The sequence below is a fragment of the Shewanella sp. Arc9-LZ genome (genome assembly GCF_010092445.1).
Classification (GTDB): Bacteria; Pseudomonadota; Gammaproteobacteria; order Enterobacterales; family Shewanellaceae; genus Shewanella.
The window spans coordinates 3,475,689-3,495,208 of record NZ_CP048031.1; the positions used below are offsets into that span (position 1 = coordinate 3,475,689).

Here is a 19,520-nt window from a genome sequence, read left to right on the forward strand (position 1 = left end):
TCTACTGTTATTACTGGCAGAGGATCAAAAAAGGACTGAAAATTCAGTCCTTTTTTATGGCTCGCGTTCTAGTGATCATAGTGCACGTAACTATGATAAATAGCACTATAATAAATAGCACTATATGAATAGCACTATGTTGAAGATACTATAATGCTATTGGCTACAGCTCTAGTGTCAACAAGCGAGTATTATTGAGATTAACGTTATCGTTAAGCTTCAACATCCACACTGCCACCGCCTTGAGATACCATCACCATCGCAGGACGCAGTAAACGGTCATTCAATAAATAACCTTTCTGCATGACCATCATGACAGTGTTGGCAGGAAATTCAGCACTTGGCTGCATCCCAATAGCTTGATGATGTTCAGGGTTAAATGCTTGGCCTTGTGGATCAACTTGAGTTACACCAAACTTTGCCACCGAGGTTAAAAAGCCTTTCATGGTCAGTTCGACACCCTCATAAATCGCTTTAGTCGCTTCATCTTCAGGGTTAGTCCCCTGTAAGGCGCGTTCCATATTATCGATTACAGGTAAGAGTTCGTTAGCAAACTTTTCCAAGGCAAACTTACGTGCTTGCTCGACATCTTTTGCCGCGCGAGTACGAATATTCTGTGTTTCTGCCGCTGCGCGCATTTCAACATCTTTACGCTCAGCTAACGCAGTTTCAGACTCAGCCAATAGTTGCTCTAGTTCTTCAATTCGAAAATTTGCTTGGGTTACTTCATCCATCAAACTTGCCTCATCAGCCACAACTTCAGGAGTTACAGCTTCTTCCACTTGATCTTGCGATGTGTTGTTCGATTCGTTGCTCATTTTCACTCCAGCTAAAAAATGCGTTATTTCGTATTCTACGACAATAAAATAAAGTGGCCATTTACTGATAAATTAACAGCAAATCTCACACTTCTAATAAGTTTGAGTATATTATGGGGATCAATTCTTATGTTTCAAGGCCTAAAGGCATAACAAACTCGAATATGACTAAAATGTTCCAGACAATCGGTCTCATCGGTAAACCACATCATCAAGGGACTAACCTCACGTTAACCCGATTGCATCATTGGTTAAGCATGCAGGGCTTTAGGGTTATCGTTGAAGGACGAGTCTCTGCAGAGCTGGGGGTAGATGTTTGTTCAATGGACCTACTTGAAATGGGTGAACATTGTGATTTAGCCATCGTGGTTGGTGGTGATGGTAATATGTTAGGTGCAGCCCGAGTATTGGCGCGTTTTAATGTTGCCGTGATTGGTGTCAACCGGGGTAACTTAGGTTTTTTAACTGATTTACCTCCTGATAACTTCGAAGAAGCCTTGTCTAAAGTGCTCGGCGGTGAATTTGAAACTGAACACCGTTTTTTACTGGAGGCTGAAGTTCACCGTCACGGCAAAATAACCGCCAGTAATACTGCCGTCAATGAAGCGGTACTTCACCCTGGCAAAATTGCTCATATGATCCAATTTGAGGTGTATATTGACGAGCAGTTTATGTATAGCCAACGTGCTGATGGCATGATTGTGTCTACACCAACAGGTTCTACAGCTTATTCTTTGTCAGCTGGCGGTTCAATATTAACACCTAATCTGCAAGCACTTATTTTAGTGCCGATGTTTCCTCACACCTTGTCATGCCGACCTATTGTAGTCGATGCGTGTAGTACCATTAAATTAGTGGTATCACCTGATAATGGTGAAAACCTCGAAGTCAGTTGTGATGGCCATGTTCATTTAGCCGTATTACCCGGTGATGAAATTTTTATTCGCCGCTCAAATGAACGCCTAAGACTCATCCATCCCAAAGGCCATAATTATTTTCACGTATTACGTAACAAATTAGGCTGGGGAAGTAAACTTTTCTAACTGTTTGAACTCGATCACAACACCGTCGCCTTTCTAGTGAGCCTCTTCACATTACCAAATACTAATTAATTATATTGTAAGCCAATCGGTAACTCGCTTGGTTTTACTTTATATGAATTGTTACATCTCTGAAAAGCGTGATCTCTACCACGCACTAAAAACCTCACATTGGACTCGCTTCACAGTTCTGTCGGCTAATGCACTTTCCCGTGTATTAGATGATCTCGATCAACACTTTTAACACTTAAATAACGTCTATTACGCCCTAGTTAGCCAAATGCTAACAAATAATAACAATTTAGTACCCACTTATAGTGATACGAGGTATGCATGACAATATTACAGATACTAGCAAGCTTGACCCCCATTATTAGCGTAATGGTATTCTTGGTGCTTATGCGCTTACCAGCGTCGAAAGCAATGCCCATATCAATGGTTGCTACAGGCCTTGTAGCAATGTTTATTTGGCAAATGGATACGCAACTTCTTGCGGCATCTGTAGTCGAAGGTCTTCTCGCGGCGTTAACACCGCTGACCATTATTTTTGGCGCGGTATTTTTGTTAAATACCCTTAAATATTCTGGCGCCATGGACACTATTCGTTCAGGCTTTACTAACATCAGTGCCGATGCGCGAGTTCAGGTGATTATTATTTGCTGGTTGTTTGGATCGTTTATTGAAGGCTCTGCAGGCTTCGGTACTCCAGCTGCAATCGGTGCACCGCTACTAGTATTATTAGGTATCCCACCCATTGCTGCAGCCGTAGTGGCCTTGATTGCTGATTCAACATCAGTGTCATTTGGCGCAATTGGTTTACCTGTTCTATTTGGGATGGAACAAGGCCTAACAGAAGGCGGCGTTAACATGGCGGCAGCTCAAATTGCTGAACATGGTGGCACCTTCGCAGGTTATGCACAGTATATTGCTAAACACATGATCACCATCGACTTAATAACAGGTACATTAATTCCGTTAGTGATGGTTTGTGTATTAACAGGATTTTTTGGTCGCAACAAGTCGATTAAAGAAGGTTTACAAGTTTGGAAATTTGCAATATTTGCGGGTTTTGCCTTTACCATACCAGCATGGTTAATTAACTATTTTGCCGGTCCTGAATTCCCTTCTGTTATTGGTGCTCTTGTGGGTATGGCGTTAGTTATCCCTGTCGCGAGAAAAGGCTGGTTACTGCCATCAACACCTTGGTGTGACTTCAGCGAAAACGACAATAAATCAGATGAAGAGCTCGCGATTAATCAAACACCGGTTAAATTCTCACAAATTGCCGCTTGGTCTCCATACATCATTATGGCGTCGTTATTAGTCTTATCTCGTGTCGTTACACCATTTAAAAGCTGGTTGCTTGGCTTTAACATTAGCTGGACGGGTTTATTAGGCACAGAGCTTAAAGCCGGCTTTGCTACATTGTATGCACCGGGAATCTTCTTTGTTGTTGTATGTTTATTCGGTTTTATCTTATTTAAAATGAAACCTACTGCAATGAAGCAATCAATCACCGTATCTTGTCGTTCAATGTTACCAACGATCATTTCACTAGGTGCATCAGTACCTATGGTAAAAATATTCCTAAACTCAGGTGAAAATGGCGCTGGTCTCGCTTCAATGCCAGTTGCATTAGCAGACCTACTGGCCAATAGCATGGGCTCAGTTTGGGCTTGGGTTTCACCTATTGTCGGTATTTTTGGTGCCTTCCTGTCAGGTTCTGCGACTTTCTCAAACATGATGTTCTCAGGCTTACAGTATTCAGTTGCAGATAATATCGGCATGAATCACGCCATCGCGTTAGCGTTGCAAGGCATTGGAGCCAATGCGGGTAACATGATGTGTGTAATGAACGTCGTTGCTGCTGCTACCGTGGTAGGAATGGCAGGTCGTGAGTCTGAAATTATTCGTAAAACAATGCCTATCGCACTGGGTTATGCCTTAGTTGCAGGCACTATTGCTGTTATCTGGGGTGGATTCTAATTAACGATAAAGTTACTTATATTCTAACGATAACAATACAACAGCAGGCACAAAATGCCTGCCGTTCATTCGAGTGTAAAGAGAGCATGTTATGACTATTAATTATCAAGTAGTGATGGATACGTTAACGTCACAGCTCGGCAGTCACGCCGTATCCAATGATCCAGTGCGTCGTTTTGCTTGGTCAACTGATGCCAGTTACTTTCGTATCGTACCTGAAATTGTGGTACACGCAGATACTCCAGAACAAGTTAAAATAACCCTTAATATCGCCAGAGCACATAATGTGCCAGTAACCTTTCGTGCTGCCGGTACCAGTTTATCTGGCCAGGCAATTGGTGATGGTATTTTACTTATTTTGGGCCATGATGGTTTTAGAAACATTGAAATCAGTGAAGATAGAAATTCAATCACTCTAGGTGCTGCGGTCATTGGTTCAGATGCCAACATGGCATTAAAACCCTTCAATAAAAAAATTGGTCCCGATCCAGCCACACTAGCCTCTGCACAAATTGCCGGAATGGTAGCAAATAATGCATCAGGAATGTGTTGTGGCACCGCGCAGAACAGTTATCAAACCATTAAATCAGTTAAATTAATGCTTGCCGATGGTACTGAACTTGACACCGGTTGTCCGCATTCAAAAGCAGCATTTAGCCAGTCTAATCCTGCGTTACTTACGGCGTTAACCGATCTTGCGCAATTAACTCAAAATAATCCAACCCTATCGGCGCGGATCCGTAAAAAGTTCTCGATTAAGAACACCACTGGTTACAGCATTAATGCACTGGTAGATTTTAGCGATCCATTTGACATCATTAATCACTTAATTGTGGGCTCAGAAGGCACACTTGCGTTTGTAAATGAAGTCACTTATCACACTGTTGAAGAAGCTCAATTTAAAGCTTCTGCCATGGCGGTGTTCTTCAATATGGAAGATGCTGCCAGCGCAATACCACCGATTAAAGGTGATAGTGTGGCCGCTGCAGAATTACTTGATTGGGCATCGATTAAATCCGTTACCGGTAAAACTGGCATGCCGGAGTGGCTAAGTGATTTACCAGAAGGTTCAGCCATTCTATTAATTGAGTGTCGTGCTAATGACCCCGAAACGTTAGTGCAATACACTCAAGATGTGATCACAAAAATCGCTCACATTGACACTGAACGTCCAACTGAATTCAGTAATGATCCAGCAGTATTTGGCCAGTATTGGGCAATGCGCTCTGGTTTATTCCCTATTATTGGCGGTGCAAGACCTAAAGGCACATCGGTTATTATTGAAGATGTTGCATTCGAATTACAACATTTAGCCAGTGCAGCAGCAGACTTAACCGCTTTATTCCATCAACACGGTTACCCAGAAGGGGTGATTTATGGCCATGCTTTAGCCGGTAACTTCCATTTTATTATCACGCCAACGTTTGCCTCTCAAGATGATATCAATCGTTTCCAAAATTTCATGCAAGATGTCGCTGAAATGGTGATCAATAAGTACGATGGTTCGATGAAAGCAGAGCATGGTACTGGTCGAGCTGTAGCCCCCTTTGTTGAAATGGAATGGGGCACTGACGCATATACATTAATGAAGCAAATCAAACAAATTTTCGACCCAAGTAAATTGTTAAATCCTGGGGTTATTCTCAATGATGACACGCTGGTACATGTTAAAAACATCAAACCTTGCCCAGTGGTAGATGACTTTATTGATAAATGTATTGAATGTGGTTTTTGTGAGAAAACCTGTCCAACATCGGCGCTTAACTTCTCTCCGCGCCAACGTATTGCGGTCTTGCGTGAAATTGAACGTTTAGAGCAATCGGGTGATAAAAAAGCCGCCGCAGAAATGCGTGCCAGTGCCAAATATGATGTGGTTGATACCTGTGCAGCCTGTCAGCTATGTACTATTGCCTGCCCAGTTGACAACAGCATGGGTAATTTGGTGCGTAAACTGCGCACACCGTACATCACCACCACAGAACAAAAAGTGCTCGACTTCCAAGCCAAGCATTTTGGCGCAGTAAACCAAGTGATCAGCACCGGCTTTGATATTTTAGGTATTGTGCATAAAATAACTGGCGATGGTATCACCAACTCGTTGATGAAAGCGGGTCGTTTGATTTCCAAAGAAGTACCTTATTGGAATCCAGACTTCCCTAAAGGTGGCAAAGTGGCAAAGCCATCAGCCCATAAACCTGGTCAACAAACAGTTTTATACTTCCCTGCATGTGGTGGCAGAACCTTTGGTCCAACACCAAAAGATCCTGACAACCGCACCTTGCCAGAAGTGGTTATGACTTTACTTGAACGCGCTGGCTACAATGTGATCATCCCAGAAAATACCCGCCATTTATGTTGCGGTCAGATGTGGGAATCAAAAGGTGATTTTAAAAACGCCGATGCTAAGCGTGATGAACTTATTGACGCACTCAGTACACAGTCAGAAAATGGCAAAGTGCCTATTATCGTTGATGCATTGTCTTGTACTTATCGCACATTAACCGGTAACCCTAAGGTGAAAATAACTGATTTAGTCGAGTTTATGCACGACGAGATGTTACCAAACATGACAATTACGAAGAAATCTAACGTCACTTTACACCAAGGCTGTAGTGCCCGTAAGATGAAATTAGAGCCTAAGCAACAAGCTATTGCTGATGCGTGTGCTAACCATGTAGTGTTGCCAGCGGGCATTAGCTGTTGTGGTTATGCCGGTGAAAAAGGGCTTTATAAGCCTGAAATTAATGCCAGCGCACTGCGTAACATTAAAAAGCTCATTCCGGCAGAAACGAAAGAAGGTTACTACGCTAACAGAATGTGTGAAGTCGGCTTAACCCAACACAGTGGTATTTCATACCGCCATTTAGCGTATTTATTAGAAGAATGTACTCGTTAAACTAACGGACCATCACAGTAAATAGCGTAAACAATAAGGGCATTGATATCATATCAATGCCCTTAATTTTTGTTACCATACTTAACACTAATATCCGAACTCAGCGTTAATTAGCGTACTCAAACGAGTCATCCTACTCAATCGAGAGGTACTATCAAAACGACATGTCCTATCAAAACGACATGTCCTATCAAAACGAGATGTGTATCAAAACGAGATGTCCTATAAAACGAATTGCCCATCTCAACTCAGACTAAATCAATAAACACGCCAGTAACTGTTGCTGCAATCTTTCATGTTCAAGCGGCATATCGCTAATAATTTCGACCCGTGTATCTAGTGCATCATCAAGTTCATTAAGCATCAACTTATCATCCACCATATTGACACTGAGCACCCCATCCTGGGTAATAACAATAGCTTTTAATCTCAGTACCTTGTCCATTTTAACCGTGTCTACCCACGCCATAAATTGCTCAAACTGAAAACAATGTACTGCTGAAAATATCCAACCACTACTGTAACAACCCTCACCTTGGTTAGTTTTGTGAATAAACCCAGTAGGGGAAAACTCAGGGGTATCGATATCGCTCAGTGGTGGTTCGTTAGACAGCCAGTTATCCATAAGCGTTTTCCGCCCCAATAGCCGTTGTCCCGCTGGCACCGTTTGATACTTTGTCGGGGTATTTAAGCGCAATAATAACTGTTGGATTAGGTCAACATCAGTAAAGTGATTATCGACACTAATTAGTGGCGTCTGTTGTAAATGTAACTTGCTGAGGAATTGCTGTAACTGTAAATGATCTGTTTCAGTGTAATGCTGGGCTTTATTGGCCAACAGCACATCTGCCATCTGTAATTGCTGCGTAAACGTATCATGATTTCGATAGCGCGGATCGCTGACTTTACGCGCATCAACCAGACATACACTACTTTGCAAAGTAATAACATGTTGATAATATTCAGATGTTAATAACTTCACGATTTCAGCAGGATGCCCAAGCCCAGTAGGTTCTATCAATAACCGGTCCGGCTTAGTTTGCTGAATAAGTTGATTTATCGCGACTTGTGTTGGTAAGCCGGAGACGCAACACAGGCAACCACCTGGCACTTCTTTTATAACAATACTGGCAGGCTTTGCTGGTGTAACATCAGGACTATTACTATTATTACTATTATTACTATTATTACTATTACCTGCAGCAGTCGCATTTAACAAACCACCATCAATGCCTATTTCGCCAAACTCATTTACCAGCACCGCCCACACTTCATCTTTGGGCTTATGAGCTAATAATTGGCTAATGAGCGTGGTTTTACCCACCCCCAGAAAGCCAGTAATAATATTGGTGTTAATCGGTTTAGTGATCATTTTTTCGCTTTAGCGTATTTACCCTTTCGAGTAGGTTTCACATCTGTTTGCGATGGCTTGCCACGTTTGTACTTAAGGACTTTTTTCGGTTTCTCTGCCGCAACATCGCGATATCGAGCCGGTAATGGCGCCCCTTCCTCGTATCCTGTTGGTACCAATATCGGCAATGATTGTTCAATAAGTTGTTCAATCGCGCCTAGTAACTCTAGCTCTTGAGGACTCACCAGCGAAATGGCTTCACCGCCTAATCCCGCACGGCCTGTACGCCCTACTCTATGGATGTAATCTTCGCATTCTTCAGGTAATTCAAAGTTAATGACTCTTGGTAGAGCTTGAATATCAAGCCCTCGAGCGGCCAAGTCGGTAGCGATTAACACGCGTAATTGACCAGCTTTAAACTCTTCCAACGCACGATTTCGAGCCCCTTGGCTTTTATCACCGTGAAATACCGATGACTTAATACCGTCTAAGCTTAACTCGCGGTATAAATGATCTGCTGTTTCTTTACGGCTGGTGAACACCATAACTTGTTGCCAGTTATGCTTGCCAATTAATTCAGATAACAACTCAGCTTTTCGGCGGGTATCCACTTGATAGACTTGCTGGACAACATTAGCGGCAGTAGTTTGGGTTTCAACATGAACGTATTCAGGATTGTTTAGCATTTTAGCCGCTAGCGTTTTAACTTCTTCAGAAAAAGTAGCAGAAAACATCATAGTTTGATGTTGTCTGGCGATTAAACGCTTCACTTTTTCAATATCTTTAACAAAACCAAGATCAAGCATGCGATCAGCTTCATCAATCACTAAGTGAGTAACAAAAGATAGATCCAATTCATGCTGGCCAATAATGTCAAACAATCGTCCTGGCGTTGCCACTAAAATATCTACGCCTTGTTCTAATGCCTTACGCTGAGGATTGATGCTCGCGCCACCATAAACGGCTAAGCTGGTCAGATTGATAAACTGACTGTATTTAACTAAATTTTGCTCAATCTGAATCGCTAGCTCGCGAGTCGGTGTCATTATTAATGCGCGTAAACGATTTGGTGGCAATAAGTCTGAATGATCTTGCGCCATTAAATGACTTAGTAACGGTAACGCAAAAGCAGCTGTTTTTCCGGTACCGGTTTCGGCACTGGCCAATACATCTCGGCCATCTAGCGCTAGTGGGATCACAGCTTGTTGGACAGGAGTAGCAGTTTGATACCCAGATTGATTAACCGCATCTAATAATAATGGCGGTAACCCTAGCGACGTAAATGACATAGCAGACCCAATAACACAAATAAAAATAGGTCGCTATTGTATACTAATCTAAACATCATTAACTATTACATTAGTGATGGCATTAGCCATATCATCACGATGGTCACGCCGGTTTTGAATGAAGAGTCACAGTACTAACGTTATATCTGCTGACTAACCTGCAATGGTATTACTTTTTCCACTAAATACTTTTGCTCAAAATCATCGCGGCACAAGGCATGCGAAAATACATATCCTTGGCCATAATCACAACCAGCAGACGCCAATAAACGCCGTTGACTTTCGGTTTCAACACCTTCGGCAATGACTTTGATACCGAGTTTATGAGCCATTGCAATAATCGCTTCACACAAACACATATCATTGTTTTTGGCAGCCAATCGACCCACAAAAGATTTATCAATCTTAAGATAATCAACATTATATTTGGTTAAATAGGGTAATGATGAATAGCCAGTACCAAAGTCATCAAGCGACAATTGCATACCTGCATCACTATAAGCCTGCAATTTAGCCTCAACATTAGGTTCAATGTCATGTAGTAAGTTTTCAGTGATTTCAATACAAATGCTATTGGTAGGCAGCGCGAGTAAAGACATGTGTTTAAGCCAATTTTCAACATCGGTCGACTCGTCTTTAAACTGTACTGGTGACATATTAATACTAATCTGAATATGGTGATTAAATTGTGTCTTCCATTTTGCGACTTGCTCGCAGGCTTGATAAAAAGCCCAATTACCAATATCGATTATCATCCCAGTATCTTCAGCAATAGAGATAAAATCTGCCGGTGGAATCAACCCCATTGTTGGATGGTTCCAACGAATTAACGCTTCCACCTTGATGATCTGCTGACGGCTTAAATCCACAATAGGCTGATAATACAACTCAAATTGCTGCTGAATAATCGCCACTTTAAGGTCTTGAATCAACGCCATCCGCTTTTGTGCATCGTCTTGCATTGCGGAGGTAAAATAATTAAACCGATTACGACCATGGGATTTTGCCGAATACATGGCTTGGTCGGCATTCTTCAATAATGCCTCGGTTGTTTTTGCATCGTCTGGAAATAACGTAATACCAATACTGCCACTAATATAGGCCGTTTGATCACCTAATAAATAAGGCTCTGCAAGTCGTTTAAGTATTTGTTGTGCAACACGTTCTACCCCATGAGTATCTTCAAGATTAGTTAACACTATGGTAAATTCATCACCACCAAGACGGGCGACAACATCGGTTTCGCGTACGCTGTTTTTTAAGCGTTCCGCCGTCTCAATTAACAATACATCGCCCATATCATGGCCCAACGTGTCGTTAACCTCTTTAAAAAAATCCAAGTCTAAAAACATCAATGCAAAATGATTATGCTGTCGGTCAGAATGGAATACCTCTTGATTCAAAAATGTTAACAACATCCTACGATTTGGCAAACCGGTAAGTGCATCATAATTAGCCTGGCGCCATATCAACTCTTCAGTTTGCTTTTTCTCGGTAATATCGGAAAACAACGCAACAAATCGCGCAGCCTGCGACTTTGTTCGGATGATTGAATTAATGGTTAATAAGATAAGGTAATTTTCACCATTTTTACGACGCATCCACACTTCACCATGCCAATGTCCCTGCTGGCTAAGCTGTTGGCTTAATTGTTGATAAAAATGTTGGGGTTGAAGATCTGTTTCAAACATACGTAAATGCTGATCTTGTATGTCTTGTTGACTGAATCCAGTGATAAAAGAAAAGGCAGGATTTGAATCAATGATAATGCCCTTTGCAGTAAACACACTCATGGCTTCACTGGAGTTTTGATATACAGATGCTGCAATACTTAGCGAGTCTTCAACCTGCTTGATATCAGTGATATCACTATGAGTACCACACATTCTAAGCGGTTTACCTTTATCATCAACGTCAACCACTCTTCCTGTTTGCAAAATCCACCGACTGTCGCCGTCCATATTAGTTAATTGATATTCCACTCGTTGGCTTATACAGCGACCTTTTACAATTTCATTAATGCTGCGAAGAAACTTAAATTTATCTTTTAGCTGTATCGCATTTATCCACAATTTAGGATGCTGATTAAGCTCTTCCATTGAGCAACCTAAAATGTCAGCACTGTATCGATTCGTACGAATTCGATTGTGTTGTACATCCCAGTCCCACACGCCTAACTCACTGCTATCGAGTACCAGCGCAAGTTGCTCGTTACTTTGCAATAAATCTTGTTCGGCCTGTTTCTGATGAGTGATATCAAGAAAACCGGCAATAACTAGGAAAGTATTGTCTTGAACATGACGGCGGCAGGCGATGGTCACATGGGTATAAATGACCGAACCATCTTTGGCAATAAAACGCTTATCAATTTCATATTCATTGAGTTCGCCTTTACTCATTTTCTCAAATAATAATAAATCTTTATTCAAATCATCTGGGTGTGTTAATTCAGCCCACGTTAACGCCTTTAATTCATTTTCGCTGTAACCGAACATTCGACATAAATAGGGGTTAACTCTCAACCAATGCTTAGTTTTAGTGGTAATAGAAATACCAATATTGCCAATATCAAATTGATTGTTGAAAAGAAAATCTTCTTGTAATTTGACTTGAATATCGCGCCCACGAAACACTATTTTTGCAAGTAAATGACCGATGACCATAGTCAATAAAGGTAATACCAGCATGATAGGCAAAGACACAACACTGATAGCGTGTAACGCTTGATCAAATGGCAATAAAAATAGCCATAACAACAATAGGGAATGAACAATAACGCCAAAAAGGTAGAATTCACGATAACGAATTTGATCTAATTCATGCCGACGGTACCGACGCCACACTAATCCAATGACAGCACTACTGCTTAACGCAAATATACCAACCCATACAGCAACGCCACCCAAATGATAGCGATAAAGCGCCATGATAATAGTTGCGACAAGTGTTGGAATACCTCCAAAAAACAGTCCACTTAAACAGAGTACTACCGAGCGGGCATCAAACAATATTTCCTGTTGATGAACCAAGGGATCCATCATAATAACAACGCCAATAGTGCCAATAACTGCGCCCATTAAAAATTGCCATAAAAAAGGCATCACCTTACGTTGATGCGTAGGAGAGAGTGAGTAAACATAAACTAGCGCAAGTAATAGCGCTGCATTTTCTAAAATTGAGAAAAAAACATTTAGACCAAACATCTATACATTTCCCTTATCCATCCTTAACAAGCACATTAGCATCCAAGCTGTCTCTATTTAGTATAGTAGAAGTAAACTAACACTATGATTTTTCGTCTTTATACCGTAAACCATTCTATATATAAAGGGCATAATATTCATCTGAAATTTCGATAATATTATTTAAGAGAAATTGTCATCCTATCCAACACAACAAAATGCGCAATAACCGACCAACCATAGTGTCGGTGTCAAAAAATATCACCCTAGATCACAGTTACTTGGAAAATGTCGTGTTGGTAATAAAACGGCCTATTGATTGTGACTTAATCGACGTTAACGAGCTTCACGTCACATAAAAACTGCAATGTTATTGGTATGTTTAATTCAGAGAAAACTTAATTCTACATAAAGGACAATCAATATGGCGACTAAATTTTTCATTCCAAGCGTCAACATTCTGGGTCAAGGCAGCGTAGATGAAGCGATTAAAGACATCAACGCGTTTGGATTTACCAAAGCACTTATTGTCACCGACAAACCACTAGTGAGTATTGGTTTAGTGGCGAAGGTTGCAGATAAACTCAATGCCAATGGTATTGAAGTGGTTATTTTTGATGGAGTTCAACCTAACCCAACAACAGGTAATGTTGCTGCAGGCCTTGAACTACTAAAAGCCAATCAGTGTGATGTGATTATTTCTTTAGGCGGCGGTTCACCGCACGATTGCGCTAAAGGAATCGCACTCGTGGCCACCAACGGCGGTAGCATTAAAGATTATGAAGGTGTGGATGTATCAACTAAAGCACAAATGCCTTTAGTCGCGATTAACACTACCGCAGGCACAGCAAGTGAAATGACCCGCTTTTGTATTATTACCGATGAGGCAAGGCACATTAAAATGGCCATTGTCGATAAAAATACCACACCTATTCTATCTGTAAACGATCCTGAACTGATGCTAGAAAAGCCAGCATCACTGACTGCTGCAACTGGGATGGACGCATTAACACACGCAATTGAAGCTTATGTCTCTATTGCAGCCAATCCCATCACCGACGCGTGTGCAATCAAAGCTATTGAACTGATCCAAGCCAATTTAATTAATGCAGTTAAAAAAGGCGATGACATTCAAGCCAGAGAAAACATGGCTTATGCACAATTTCTAGCGGGCATGGCCTTTAATAATGCCAGTCTTGGTTATGTGCATGCTATGGCACATCAACTTGGCGGTTTTTATGACTTACCACACGGGGTTTGTAACGCATTATTGCTACCTCATGTACAAACCTATAACGCCCAAGTTGTGCCTGGACGCTTAGCTGATGTCGCAAAAGCTATGGGTGTCGACATAGCAGCAATGACAGACGAGCAAGGCGCTAAAGCGGCCATTGACGCCATTAAGCAATTATCAAAAGCCGTTAACATTCCTGCTAATTTAACCGAGCTAGGCGTAAAAGCACAAGACATCCCAACTTTAGCAGACAATGCTCTCAAGGATGCTTGTGGCTTTACTAACCCGAAACAAGCGACACATCAAGAGATCTGTCAAATTTTCACAAACGCTTTATAACTAACCTCAGTAAGGGATAATAAGTAATTATCAAATAGTTATTAACCAGAATTAAGCTTAATTCGTTTTATAGCACAGCATAAAGCCCGTATTTTATTACGGGCTTTTTTATCTGCCGTTTAATGTAAAAAATCAACAATGACAACAGCTTATTTTTAATTTAGTAAAAAGTGATGCTTAGATCTAAGTTCTTGAAATAAGGATTGACCAATATAAAAAATAAGGTCTATAGTGAAAACACTTAGATAGCGAATAGGTAGGTAAACAATGACAGCAATCACTCATATATATAATTACACCGTTCGATGCCCGCACTATAAAGAAAACGAACAAGCTGCAACATGGCTCAACCATATCGAAGTAAACCAATCTTGTGAAATTGCTCTAGACCGTATCACTAAATGGCACAACCTCTCTGGCACCAAATCATTTGAACTAGACGATTTTGTGGTTCGAAAGGCCGATAATGAAGAAGCTTATTTTGCCATGCAAAGTAGCCGCCTTAAGCATGATGGCCATGCCCTTGTCACTTTTAAAATCTATTTAGACAACTGCTGCCAAGATGCTTCTCCGAATCAAATAATGGAGCATTTAATCGATGATTATCAACAGCGTATCGCTAAAGTCGAATAATACATCAAGTCTATTTACCATCAACATTAAGGAGCTATCATAGCTCCTTATTTTTTGCGGTTTTATTGTCAATGGCTATAAGTTCTTGCCCTGTCGTAACACATACTTACGAACACGAACCCACGATAATAGAAATACAATTAAGCGGCATTGGCTCGCATACCGTGCGGAATGGGTAAGCCATTCTCATTCACGTTGACAAATACCATCTTATCGATGAAAGCAATCGGCGCATGATTGACTTTATTACGTATTTTACAGCGAACAGTGACTGAACTTTGACCTAAGCTTACGAGCTCAAACCCAAACTCGATAATGTCGCCCGTTTGTGCCGGTGCCATAAAATTAATTTCCGATATCACTTTGGCAATATGGAATTGGCTGCGCATTTGGCAACTGGCAAAAATTGTTGCTTCCTCATTAACCCAACTTAATAACTGGCCACAACATAAGCTTTGAGTGCTATTAAGATGAATAGGCATGATGATATGACGTGAGAAATATTTCATAGTGACCTCATTATCTGACTTATTAATTTTGCGTCGTTAGGCGCATACCTCTAAATAAGTAGCAACGATCAAGCCAAGTGTATTAAGCTTTAAAAATCAATGTGATAAATAGATTTTTAAATTAGAAAACTCTTAGAATGCCCAAAATAAATGCATCTTCGCACCAAAAAAGAAAAAGACCACACTGAGTATGGCCTTTAAAATGAATATTAACTGATATTGATTAGCGAATAATTTGCTTCAACGTATTCACAAAAACACTGATGTCATTAGCACTAATATCTTTATGAGTCACCAAGCGCAACTGCCGGCTCGGACTAATGATAATGCCTTTATCGGCCAGTTTGGCAGTAAGCATTTTAGGGTCGATATGTTCTGCGAGTGTGGCGAAAACCATATTGGTCTGCACCAAACTAACATCGACAGCAAACTCACTCATTTCAGCCAACAACAAAGCCAAGGTTTTTGCATTGTAATGATCATCCGCTAAACGATCGACCTGCTCAGTTAACGCCAACTTAGCCGCTGCAGCGATAATACCTGCTTGACGCATTCCACCACCGAGCATTTTACGCCAACGTGTCGCTTTACCAATTAATCGCTCATCGCCTAACAGAATCGACCCAATCGGTGCACATAAGCCTTTTGATAGACAAATCGATACAGAGTCAAAGTATTGAGTAATATCGGCAATAGCAATGCCCTGCGCAACCGCAGCATTGGCAACCCGGGCACCATCTAAATGGATTTTAAGCCCACGATTAAACGCAAGACTTTGTGCCTGGGATAAATAATCTTGGTTTAATACCTTGCCGCCAATGGTATTTTCTAAGCTCAATAACCGTGTTCTTGCAAAATGCACGTCATCAGGCTTAATCGCAGCTTCAATATCATTCAATAAAATACTGCCATCAGCTTGATTATTCAGAGGCTGAGGTTGAATGCTGCCTAATACCGCTGCCCCGCCGCCTTCAAACTTATAGTTATGAGCTTGTTGACCACAAAGATACTCATCTCCGCGTTCACAATGAGACATCAATGCCAATAAATTAGCTTGCGTACCAGAACTGACAAACAGAGCACCATCAAAGCCAAACATCTCTGCAGCCATATCTTGTAAATTATTGACGGTCGGATCATCACCATAAACATCATCACCGACCTCCGCCCTCGACATGGCTAAACGCATTGCTTCAGTCGGTTGAGTCACCGTATCACTTCGAAAATCAATCATGCTGCATCTCTATCCTCTTTCACTCAACATTATGGAAACTACGCAACTACTTCGCCGCTGATGAAATTTCTGTTAATGCCGCTAAAGCAGCATCGTAGTTTGGGTGTTCACTTACTTCAGTCACTAATTCTTGATATTTCAATATGCCTTGAGAATCAATAATAAAAATTGAACGGGCTAATAAACCACGGTCTTTGATCAACAAACCATACTTTTCGCCAAAATCACGCCATACGGAGTCAGACAACACTTTAATTTTATCCACATTTTCGGTTTGGCAAAAACGCTTCTGAGCAAACGGTAAGTCTTCGCTAATGGTTAACATGACCACATTGGCATCATATTGAGTAAACTCTTTATTAAATCGTTTGGTCTGTAATGCACACACGCCAGTGTCTAAACTGGGTACCGCGCTAATGAGTATCGTCTTACCTTTAAAGTCACTCAAACTGACTGGATTAAACTTTTCATCCACAACAGTAAACAAGGGTGCAACCGTATTTATACTCGGTATTTTACCTTCTAAAGCAACAGGGGTTCCCCCCATAGTAATCATGGTTTTCTCGCCAGCAAAACTGGGGGCACTCATAACCGATGAAGATAATAATGTGATCACTGCAATGGTAGAAAATAGCTTCATGGAAAACTCCTGTTAAAGGTACTGATGAGCGGTTTGAACTGGGTGCTAACGAGAGATCTTAGTAAACATGACACCAGTAGAAATAGTTAGAGCCAATAGTTACGTAAATGATAGCTAATGGCTCAGTGCTCTTATGATAAAGATAGTTAATCAGTTTTAATATTATATATTTAACTTTGAATCGATATTACTAGATAAAATTTTCTCGATACTCTTTAAAAGCCAGTTTAGTGACTTAATAAGCCTCAATCTACAGTTTAGAGATTATTAGTTACTGTAGTATCGACAAGGCATTTTACAATGTAACGCTTAACGATCATATACTTTCCTAAAGGGCTAAATGACCTAGCCCAACAGGAACGGGATTTGATTAACGTGACCAGTTGGTTTTACTCAGTTCAACAATTTCATTACCTTTACCATTAATTAGCGCTTTCATCATGTAAACGCTAAAGCCTTTCGCCTGTTCGAACTTAATTTTTGGTGGCATCGCAAGCTCTTGTTTCGCCGTATCGACTTCAAGAACAACTGGCCCAGAGTGCTCCATCATTTCCGCCATTGCTTCGGGTAGTTTGCCTGGATCGTTGACATGGATCCCTTTCAGACCACAAGCTTCAGCAATTTTTGCAAAGCTTGGATTCTCTAGATCAGTATCATTTGATAAGTAGCCACTGGCTTTCATCTCCATGGCGACAAAACCCAGTGAGCGGTTGTTATAAACAATAATTTTAATCGGTAGGTTAAGTTGTTTCAGAGAGAGTAGCTCTCCCATCAACATCGAAAATCCACCATCACCACACATTGCAATTACCTGACGATTACGATCCAGTGATTGAGCTCCCATTGCCTGTGACAATGCATTAGCCATTGATCCATGGTTAAATGATCCAATTAAACGACGTTGACCATTCATCGATAAATAACGAGCAGCCCAAACTGTTGGCGTGCCAACGTCACAGGTAAAGATAGTATCTTGACCTGCTTGCTCATCAAGCAGACGGGTTAAGTATTGTGGATGAATTAAATTATGTGATGTTTTACCATTGGCGAGAACATCCAAATCTTTTCGGGATTCTTGATAGTTTTTAACACACTGCTCTAGGTGAGCGCTAGAACGGCCTTCCTTAATAAGTTCAAGCAGTGAAGTGACGGTATTTTTGGTATCCCCTAGAACACCAAAATCAATCTGCACATGTCTCCCGAGTGACGCGGGCTGATTATCAATTTGTAAGATAGTGATGTTTTCTGGATAGAAAGCTCGATAAGGGAAGCTGGTGCCTATCATCAACAACGTATCTGCTTGTTGCATTGCGTGGTAACCAGATGAAAAGCCGATAAACCCAGTCATCCCAACATCGTAAGGGTTATCATATTCAAGGAACTCTTTACCGCGCATGGCATGTACAATGGGTGCTTGTAATTTTGCGGCTAAGGCAACAATTTCATCATGAGCATCTTTACAGCCAGCACCACACAATAAAGTGACTTTGCCGCTTTTATTAAGGTGAGTAGCAAGTGTTTTTGTGTCAGCTAAATTAGCGATATAAGAAGCAGGTTTTGGGACGTTCCATTTTGGTTTGGTCGTTTCAGGCATCGCCTTAAGCGCGATATCTCCCGGAAGAACCAGCACACTAACATCATTATGTAAGATAGCCTGACGCATGGCTGTTTCGAGTAAATATGGCATTTGTTCAGGGCTGGAAACTAATTCACAAAAAACACTGCACTCTTTAAATAATTCTTGTGGGTGAGTTTCTTGGAAATAATTGCTGCCAATTTCTGATGAAGGTATATGAGCAGCAATGGCTAATACTGGAACTTTATTACGATGACAATCGAACAACCCATTAATCAAATGAAGATTACCTGGACCACAAGAACCAGCACAGACGGCCAACTCTCCTGAAATATGTGCTTCTGCACCTGCGGCAAAAGCAGCGCTTTCTTCATGGCGTGTTCCTAGCCATTCAATCGTACCCATTTTTCGCAAGCTATCACTAATTCCGTTAAGTGAATCGCCAGTTACCCCCCAAATCCGTTTCACGCCTGCTTGTTCAAGGGTTTGAGTAATAAAACTTGCGATACTTTGACTCATATTAAGATACTCCTAAGTATGAAATTTGATGAAAAAAGGTGCAGCAGTAGATTTTTAATCAATGACAGCCAAAAATCTTACCTTTAATTATCATCCTCTTGGAAACGCTGCTTAACAATGCTAAATGGTTATTTTTTCATAAACATTTATTTTTTATATGTTCAAAAAAATATATATTTATTAAATAAGGCGTTATGGCTGCTAAAAACAGTAAATAATAAAAGTAAGACTAACTAGATGATTATTGACGCACAAAAAACAACTCAATTAAGAA

General features: G+C 40.9%; 13 protein-coding genes. 5 read left to right on the plus strand and 8 right to left on the minus strand.

Translation table 11 applies throughout. From position 1 onward, the window contains the following. Positions 1-212: 212 nt before the first annotated feature. A complete protein-coding gene (grpE, locus tag GUY17_RS14885) occupies positions 213-818 on the minus strand; it encodes a nucleotide exchange factor GrpE (protein ID WP_162023589.1) in 606 nt (201 codons plus the stop codon). A 164-nt stretch (positions 819-982) separates the two neighbouring features. Between grpE and nadK the strand changes: the two genes are divergently transcribed. From nadK to GUY17_RS14900, 3 genes are all read left to right on the plus strand, one after another. Then, positions 983-1,861 (plus strand): NAD(+) kinase, encoded by an 879-nt coding sequence (nadK, locus tag GUY17_RS14890; protein ID WP_162023590.1) that lies wholly within the window; start codon positions 983-985, stop codon positions 1,859-1,861. A 330-nt stretch (positions 1,862-2,191) separates the two neighbouring features. Then, complete coding sequence (locus GUY17_RS14895; RefSeq protein ID WP_101086482.1) at positions 2,192-3,844, plus strand: L-lactate permease; 1,653 nt, start codon at positions 2,192-2,194, stop codon at positions 3,842-3,844. A gap of 91 nt (positions 3,845-3,935) precedes the next feature. After that, a complete protein-coding gene (locus tag GUY17_RS14900) occupies positions 3,936-6,740 on the plus strand; it encodes an FAD-binding and (Fe-S)-binding domain-containing protein (protein ID WP_162023591.1) in 2,805 nt (934 codons plus the stop codon). Positions 6,741-6,993: 253 nt separating this feature from the next. Here the strand turns inward: GUY17_RS14900 and GUY17_RS14905 are convergent, their stop codons facing one another. The 3 genes from GUY17_RS14905 to GUY17_RS14915 all read right to left on the minus strand — a co-directional run bounded on the left by GUY17_RS14905 (position 6,994) and on the right by GUY17_RS14915 (position 12,583). After that, entirely contained in the window at positions 6,994-8,112 is a 1,119-nt protein-coding gene (locus GUY17_RS14905) for a GTP-binding protein (protein ID WP_162023592.1), read from the minus strand. Then, on the minus strand, positions 8,109-9,380 hold the full coding sequence (locus tag GUY17_RS14910; protein WP_162023593.1) for a DEAD/DEAH box helicase: 1,272 nt from the start codon (positions 9,378-9,380) through the stop codon (positions 8,109-8,111). Before GUY17_RS14910 ends, GUY17_RS14905 begins: the two co-directional genes overlap by 4 nt. A gap of 140 nt (positions 9,381-9,520) precedes the next feature. Beyond that, on the minus strand, positions 9,521-12,583 hold the full coding sequence (locus GUY17_RS14915; protein WP_162023594.1) for an EAL domain-containing protein: 3,063 nt from the start codon (positions 12,581-12,583) through the stop codon (positions 9,521-9,523). Between the two features lie 403 nt (positions 12,584-12,986). Between GUY17_RS14915 and yiaY the strand changes: the two genes are divergently transcribed. Continuing rightward, positions 12,987-14,135: an L-threonine dehydrogenase gene (gene yiaY / locus GUY17_RS14920; protein ID WP_162023595.1), complete on the plus strand. Its 1,149-nt coding sequence runs from the start codon at positions 12,987-12,989 to the stop codon at positions 14,133-14,135. Positions 14,136-14,402: 267 nt separating this feature from the next. Further along, positions 14,403-14,768, plus strand: coding sequence for a cytoplasmic protein (locus tag GUY17_RS14925; protein ID WP_101086476.1), 366 nt, complete (start codon positions 14,403-14,405; stop codon positions 14,766-14,768). Positions 14,769-14,908: 140 nt separating this feature from the next. Here the strand turns inward: GUY17_RS14925 and GUY17_RS14930 are convergent, their stop codons facing one another. The 4 genes from GUY17_RS14930 to poxB all read right to left on the minus strand — a co-directional run bounded on the left by GUY17_RS14930 (position 14,909) and on the right by poxB (position 19,246). Continuing rightward, positions 14,909-15,277: an acyl-CoA thioesterase gene (locus tag GUY17_RS14930; protein ID WP_101086475.1), complete on the minus strand. Its 369-nt coding sequence runs from the start codon at positions 15,275-15,277 to the stop codon at positions 14,909-14,911. A gap of 223 nt (positions 15,278-15,500) precedes the next feature. Next, complete coding sequence (ltaE, locus tag GUY17_RS14935) at positions 15,501-16,511, minus strand: low-specificity L-threonine aldolase (protein WP_101086474.1); 1,011 nt, start codon at positions 16,509-16,511, stop codon at positions 15,501-15,503. A 46-nt stretch (positions 16,512-16,557) separates the two neighbouring features. Then, positions 16,558-17,151, minus strand: coding sequence for a thiol peroxidase (tpx, locus tag GUY17_RS14940; RefSeq protein WP_101086473.1), 594 nt, complete (start codon positions 17,149-17,151; stop codon positions 16,558-16,560). A gap of 370 nt (positions 17,152-17,521) precedes the next feature. Beyond that, positions 17,522-19,246: a ubiquinone-dependent pyruvate dehydrogenase gene (poxB, locus tag GUY17_RS14945; protein ID WP_162023596.1), complete on the minus strand. Its 1,725-nt coding sequence runs from the start codon at positions 19,244-19,246 to the stop codon at positions 17,522-17,524. Positions 19,247-19,520: the final 274 nt, after the last annotated feature.

What these genes read in the sequence shown, in the direction of transcription:
- GUY17_RS14895 (WP_101086482.1), top strand. Translation starts at nt 2,192, where the DNA reads ATGACAATATTACAGATACTAGCAAGCTTGACCCCCATTATTAGCGTA.
- GUY17_RS14925 (WP_101086476.1), top strand. Translation starts at nt 14,403, where the DNA reads ATGACAGCAATCACTCATATATATAATTACACCGTTCGATGCCCGCAC.
- GUY17_RS14905 (WP_162023592.1), bottom strand. Translation starts at nt 8,112, where the DNA reads ATGATCACTAAACCGATTAACACCAATATTATTACTGGCTTTCTGGGG.
- nadK (WP_162023590.1), top strand. Translation starts at nt 983, where the DNA reads ATGACTAAAATGTTCCAGACAATCGGTCTCATCGGTAAACCACATCAT.
- GUY17_RS14900 (WP_162023591.1), top strand. Translation starts at nt 3,936, where the DNA reads ATGACTATTAATTATCAAGTAGTGATGGATACGTTAACGTCACAGCTC.
- GUY17_RS14930 (WP_101086475.1), bottom strand. Translation starts at nt 15,277, where the DNA reads ATGAAATATTTCTCACGTCATATCATCATGCCTATTCATCTTAATAGC.
- GUY17_RS14915 (WP_162023594.1), bottom strand. Translation starts at nt 12,583, where the DNA reads ATGTTTGGTCTAAATGTTTTTTTCTCAATTTTAGAAAATGCAGCGCTA.
- grpE (WP_162023589.1), bottom strand. Translation starts at nt 818, where the DNA reads ATGAGCAACGAATCGAACAACACATCGCAAGATCAAGTGGAAGAAGCT.
- GUY17_RS14910 (WP_162023593.1), bottom strand. Translation starts at nt 9,380, where the DNA reads ATGTCATTTACGTCGCTAGGGTTACCGCCATTATTATTAGATGCGGTT.
- ltaE (WP_101086474.1), bottom strand. Translation starts at nt 16,511, where the DNA reads ATGATTGATTTTCGAAGTGATACGGTGACTCAACCGACTGAAGCAATG.
- yiaY (WP_162023595.1), top strand. Translation starts at nt 12,987, where the DNA reads ATGGCGACTAAATTTTTCATTCCAAGCGTCAACATTCTGGGTCAAGGC.
- tpx (WP_101086473.1), bottom strand. Translation starts at nt 17,151, where the DNA reads ATGAAGCTATTTTCTACCATTGCAGTGATCACATTATTATCTTCATCG.
- poxB (WP_162023596.1), bottom strand. Translation starts at nt 19,246, where the DNA reads ATGAGTCAAAGTATCGCAAGTTTTATTACTCAAACCCTTGAACAAGCA.